At 62.5% G+C, this 5,746-nt stretch carries 5 protein-coding genes and 1 pseudogene; 5 read left to right on the top strand and 1 reads right to left on the bottom strand.

What is annotated here, in order from left to right:
* On the top strand, positions 1-308 hold a 308-nt coding region (locus tag QWB57_RS09550), incomplete at its 5' end, for an isoaspartyl peptidase/L-asparaginase (RefSeq protein WP_288969301.1).
* Position 309: 1 nt separating this feature from the next.
* Here the strand turns inward: QWB57_RS09550 and QWB57_RS09545 are convergent.
* Entirely contained in the window at positions 310-1,278 is a 969-nt protein-coding gene (locus QWB57_RS09545; protein ID WP_288969299.1) for a LysR family transcriptional regulator, read from the bottom strand.
* 112 nt (positions 1,279-1,390) lie between these two features.
* Here QWB57_RS09545 and aceB point away from each other — a divergent pair, with 112 nt between their 5' ends.
* From aceB to QWB57_RS09525, 4 genes and pseudogenes are all read left to right on the top strand, one after another.
* On the top strand, positions 1,391-3,007 hold the full coding sequence (gene aceB, locus QWB57_RS09540; RefSeq protein WP_223625230.1) for a malate synthase A: 1,617 nt from the start codon (positions 1,391-1,393) through the stop codon (positions 3,005-3,007).
* Between the two features lie 39 nt (positions 3,008-3,046).
* Positions 3,047-4,345 carry an isocitrate lyase gene (gene aceA, locus QWB57_RS09535; RefSeq protein ID WP_288969297.1) on the top strand — a complete coding sequence of 433 codons (1,299 nt, stop codon included), beginning with the start codon at positions 3,047-3,049 and terminating at the stop codon, positions 4,343-4,345.
* Between the two features lie 112 nt (positions 4,346-4,457).
* Positions 4,458-5,480: a GGDEF domain-containing protein gene (locus QWB57_RS09530; RefSeq protein ID WP_288969295.1), complete on the top strand. Its 1,023-nt coding sequence runs from the start codon at positions 4,458-4,460 to the stop codon at positions 5,478-5,480.
* A gap of 10 nt (positions 5,481-5,490) precedes the next feature.
* Positions 5,491-5,746, top strand: a pseudogene (locus tag QWB57_RS09525) (putative peptide modification system cyclase); the annotation flags it as partial.

Raw genomic sequence — 5,746 nt, 5'->3', positions numbered from 1 at the left:
GGGCCGATCCCGGCTGCGCAGTCTCCAGTACGGGTTGGGGTGAGTTTTATATCCGTGCGGCTGCAGCCCATGAGATCTGTGCCCGCGTGCGTTTGGCCGGCGAGCCACTGCCCAAAGCGGCCAACGATGTGATCAACAAAGACATCCCCAAAGCCGGTGGCGACGGTGGCGCGATTGCACTGGCCGCCGACGGGGTAATGACGTTCCCGTTCAACACCGGCGGCATGTATCGCGGCTGGATCGGCAGCGACGGCGTGCCGCATGTGGCGATCTACAAAACCGATAGCTTGCCGATGCCGGGGCAATGAACTACCGCTCCGAATGCCCGCCCTCGTCGTGGGCACGCGGGGCCAGCAGTTCGGGTTGGATCAATTCGACGAAGGCCCGCGCTTGCGGGCTCAAGAACTTGCCTTTGCGCATTACGATGCCGTAGCTGCGTGAGGGAAACCAGCGCGCCAGTGAACGCGTGGCTAGCCGCTGACGGTCGGCTTCGGTCAGGCAAATCGCGGTCACGATACTGATGCCAAGCCCCATCGCCACGTATTGCTTGATGACCTCCCAGCCGCCGACTTCCAGTGCCACCGTATAGGGCACCCGGTTTTGCTGGAACACCAGGTCCACCAGCCGATAGGTGGTCAAGCGTTTGGGCGGCAAGATCAGGCCGTATGGCGATAAATCTTCCAGCCTCAAATCACGCTTGCCGGCCAGCGGGTGGTCCAGCGGCATGATCAGCATCGGCTCAAACCGATACACCGGCGAATAGCTGAGGTCAGCCGGCACATCCAGCATCGAGCCCACCGCCAAGTCCACGCCGTCACTGCGCAGCAAGTCCAGCCCGCTGGCACCGGTCACATTGTGCAGGGAAAGCCGCACATCGGGGTGGCGTTCACGGAACGCCTCCACGATCCCGGGCAGCAAATACAGGATGGTGGAGCTACCGGCGGCCACATTCAATTCACCGGCATCCAGCCCACGTACCTGCTCACGGAAGCTGGCGGCCAGCCCGTCCAGCCCTTCCACCAGTGGGCGCGCCATGGCGTACAGCAGATCGCCTTCGCGGGTGGGGGTGAGCCTTCGCCCGCTGCGCTCAAGCAAACGCACCCCCAGTTCGCGCTCCAGCGCCTGCAATTGCAGGGTGACAGCCGGTTGGCTGAGGAAAAGTGCTTCCGCTGCGCGTGAAATCGAGCCCAGGCGCGCCACCTGACAGAACGCCCGCAGTGGCTTCAGGCGGGAGCCTTTGTAAGCAAAACGCAGGGCTGCAGGGGGTGTTTTGGGCATTTATTCTAAATGTGTATTTATTTTTCTTATATATATTATTGATAAATCTAGTTTGTCAAATACAGCACGCTGACGGATGGTTGGCTTCCCCACAGGAATTCCGGAGAAGTCGATGTCCGCAGTGCTGCAAGCGCGCCCGGGGCAGGGCGTTGTCATCACCCATCACCTGCCAGGGCAGGAGCGCCTGTTGCCGGCCGCCGCGTTGGAGTTTCTGGCTGACCTGCACCGCCGTTTCGAAGGTGAACGGCAAGCCCGCCTGAGCGCCCGCCGCGCTCGCCAGCAGGCGTTTGATGCCGGTGCGTTGCCGGATTTCCGCGCCGATACCGCGCACATTCGCCAAGGCGACTGGACGGTGGCGCCGACACCGGCCGCCTTGTTGGATCGCCGCGTGGAAATCACCGGGCCGGTGGACCCGAAGATGGTGATCAATGCATTGAACTCGGGCGCCAATTGCTACATGGCCGACTTCGAGGATTCCACCGCGCCCACTTGGAGCAACCTGCTGACCGGGCAGCAAGCGCTGCGCACGGCGATTGCCGGGGCACTGGTGTTCGAGGCTGGCGGCAAGCGCTACGAATTGCGCCCGGAGCGCGAACAGGCGGTGCTGCTGGTGCGCCCACGCGGTTGGCACCTGGATGAAAAGCACGTGCTGGTGGATGGCGCGCGGATCGCCGCAGCGTTGTTCGATGCCGGCCTGTTTTGCTACCACAACGCACATGTGTTGGCCGGCAAGGCGCGTGGCCCGTATTTCTACCTGCCCAAGTTGCAGTCGATGGAAGAGGCCGCGTTGTGGGAGCAGGTGCTGGCCGCCATCGAGGCCGCGCTGGGCCTGCCGCATGGGCAGATCAAAGTGACCGTGCTGATTGAAACCCTGCCGGCCGCGTTCGAGATGGACGAAATCCTGCACGCGCTGAAAGACCGCATCGTGGGGTTGAACTGCGGACGCTGGGACTACATTTTTTCCTACATCAAAACCTTCCGTCGGCACTCCGATAAAGTGCTGCCCGAGCGCGGCCAGGTGACGATGGCGCAGCCGTTCTTGCGCGCCTATTCCGAATTGTTGATCCAGACCTGCCACCGTCGCGGTGCGCATGCGATGGGCGGAATGGCCGCACAAATCCCGATCAGTGGCGATGCCGATGCCAATACCGCCGCACTGGCACGCGTGCGCGCCGACAAATTGCGCGAGGTGACTGCCGGCCACGATGGCACCTGGGTGGCACACCCGGCCCTGATCCCGCTGGCACGTGAAGTGTTCGACGCGCGTATGCCCGGCCCGCATCAGCGCCAAGTGGCGCGTGCCGATGTCAGCGTGTCACGCGACGACTTGATCACGCCTTCGCGCGGCACCATCAGCCGGCAGGGCTTTGAAAACAATGTCGAAGTCTGCGTGCGTTATCTGGCCGCATGGTTGGCCGGCAATGGCTGCGTGCCGATCCACCACTTGATGGAAGACGCCGCTACCGCCGAAATCGCCCGCACCCAGTTGTGGCAATGGCTGCATTTTGCGGATGGCGGCAGCGAGCCGCTGTCGCTGGACGATGGCACCCCGGTCGATTTCGTGCTGCTGGAGCGTGCCTTGATTGGCCTGCCGGCGCGGTTGGCCGCACAACCCAACTTGCCCGGTGCCGGCCACGTCAGTGAAGCCATCGGCATGCTCGACCGCCTCACCCACGCCGAGGAGCTGGCCGAGTTCCTCACCCTGCCTGCGTACGAACGCATCGATTGACCCACGCCCACCCATCTGCCAATCCCACGAGGCTTTCCCATGAAATACCACCTGCCAACCGCCGAACAACTGAAGCTGGACTGGGCCAACAACCCGCGCTGGGCCGGCATCACCCGCAGCTACTCCGCCGAAGACGTGGTGCGCCTGCGCGGCACCATCCCGGTGGAGCATTCGATTGCTCGCCACGGTGCCGAAAAATTGTGGAAGTCACTGCAGCACGAAGATTTCGTCAACGCACTGGGCGCACTGACCGGCAACCAGGCCATGCAGCAGGTCAAGGCCGGCCTGAAGGCGATTTATCTGTCGGGCTGGCAAGTGGCCGCCGATGCCAATGGGGCGGGCGAAATGTACCCCGACCAGTCGCTGTACCCGGCCAACTCGGTGCCGCAGGTGGTCAAGCGCATCAACAACACCTTGCTGCGTGCGGATCAGCTCAGCCATGCCGAAGGTGACAATTCCATCGACTATCTGCAGCCGATCGTGGCCGATGCCGAAGCCGGTTTCGGCGGCGTGCTCAATGCATTCGAGCTGATGAAGGCAATGATCGAAGCCGGTGCCGCCGGGGTGCATTTTGAAGACCAGTTGGCCTCGGTGAAGAAGTGCGGGCACATGGGCGGCAAGGTGCTGGTGCCCACCCGCGAGGCGGTGGAAAAACTGACCGCCGCACGTCTGGCTGCCGACGTGATGGGCGTGCCGACCTTGATCGTGGCGCGCACCGACGCCGAGGCCGCGGATCTGCTGACCTCCGACATTGACCCCAACGACCGCCCGTTCTGCACCGGCGAGCGCACCGTGGAGGGTTTCTACAAAACCCAAAATGGCTTGCAGCAGGCGATCAGCCGTGGCCTGGCCTACGCACCGTATGCCGATCTGGTGTGGTGCGAAACCGGCAAGCCGGATCTGGAATTTGCGCGCAAGTTTGCCGAAGCCATCCACGCCAAGTTCCCCGGCAAGTTGCTGGCCTACAACTGCTCGCCGTCCTTCAATTGGAAGAAGAATCTGGACGACGCCACGATTGCCAAGTTCCAGAAAGAAATCGCAGCGTATGGCTACAAGTTCCAGTTCATCACCTTGGCCGGCTTCCACGCGCTCAACTATGGCATGTTCGATCTGGCGCACGGCTATGCGCGCCGGCAGATGAGCGCCTTCGTCGAGCTGCAGGAAAAGGAATTTGCCGCCGCCGAACGTGGCTTCACTGCGGTCAAGCACCAGCGTGAAGTGGGCACCGGGTACTTTGATGCCATCACCCAAACCATCCAGGGCGGGCAAAGCTCGACGGTGGCGCTGAAGGGCAGCACCGAAGAAGAACAGTTCCACGACACCCGCGCAGCGGCGTGATGCAGGTCAGCCGTCCCGCGCCCGGCACTGCAACAACGGGCGCGGGCGGCACTTGCCACAAAGGCATGAATGCAGTGCTATCCTGCGGCATTCGTGCCATGGGGCGGTGGACATGAGCGCACGCGTGGTCGTGCCATTGGAAAGTGCGAGTAGTCGGCTGGAGGAATTTCCTTCGGCCGCCTCGGTGCTGGACGATGCCGAATACGCGCTGTTTGCGCAGGTGGCCAAGATCCGCAAGTGCGTTGCCAATGAACTGTTGTTCCGGCGCGGCGATCACGGCTCGGAAATGTATGTGGTCGCCAGCGGAACCGTCGAATTGGACTTTGGCGATGACCTTGTGCGCAAGCCGCTGGGGGTGGGTGAATTCTTTGGCGAACTGGGCTTGTTGATCGGCGATCATGCACGCAGCGCCAACGCGGTGATGACCCAGGCGGGTGTGCTGCTGGAATTGGGGCGCGATGAATTCGACCGTTTGGCCGACCGCGATCCCAAGCAGCTGGCCAAATTCCTGCGGCGCGCGATCATGCGTGTGGTGTGCAATGAGCAGGCCCTGATCGGCCGCCTGCGCCGGCGCAATCTGGAATTGCAAAACACCTTGGATGTGTTGCGCACGACATCGCTGCAACTGGATCAATCCGAAATCCTGATCCGTACCGATGAATTGACTGGGCTGACCAACCGGCGCGGCTTTGTTGCGCATGTGGAGCAGGCCCGGCTGGCAGGCAGGCTGCCCGACAGCGTCCTGATCCTGGTCGATTGCGATCGTTTCAAGGAAATCAACGATGGCCACGGCCACTTGGCCGGCGATCGTGTTTTGCAAAGCGTGTCGAATTTGTTGCGCGCGGTATGCGGCCAGGACGATATCGCCTGCCGCTTGGGTGGCGACGAATTCTGTCTGTTGATCCACGGGCACAGCCGCGACGAAGCCGAGCGCATCGCCGGTTACATCGTCGAAAGTGCGCGTATCCTGCAGCGGATGCATCAACGGCCGCCACAAATGACCACGCTCAGCATCGGTGCCTGTGTGGTCGCGGCGGATGCCGAAATCGCATGGGAGCACTGGTACAAACAAGCCGACCTTGCGCTGTATCGCGCCAAGCACCAGGGCGGTGATCGCGTCGAGTGGCAGGACTGAGGCTGCCTTGATGGACAGCGCCAGCAAACCGCAGGTGCGTACGCTATTGCTGACCGACCTGGTGGACTCCACCCAATTGGTCGAGCGTATCGGGGATAGCGCCGCTGCCGTACTGTTCCGCAGCCACGATCGCATCGTGCTGGAGTTGCAGCAACGCTGGCGCGGGCGACTGATCGACCGCAGCGATGGCCTGCTGTTGATTTTCGAACGCCCCATCGACGGACTGGGCTTTGCCTTGGACTATGCCCGCAGCCTGCGTGACTTGG

This window comes from uncultured Thermomonas sp. (genome assembly GCF_937872235.1).
Classification (GTDB): Bacteria; Pseudomonadota; Gammaproteobacteria; order Xanthomonadales; family Xanthomonadaceae; genus Thermomonas; species Thermomonas beijingensis.
The sequence above is the reverse complement of the archived record's forward strand: the minus strand, read 5'-3'. Positions and strand labels throughout refer to the sequence as shown.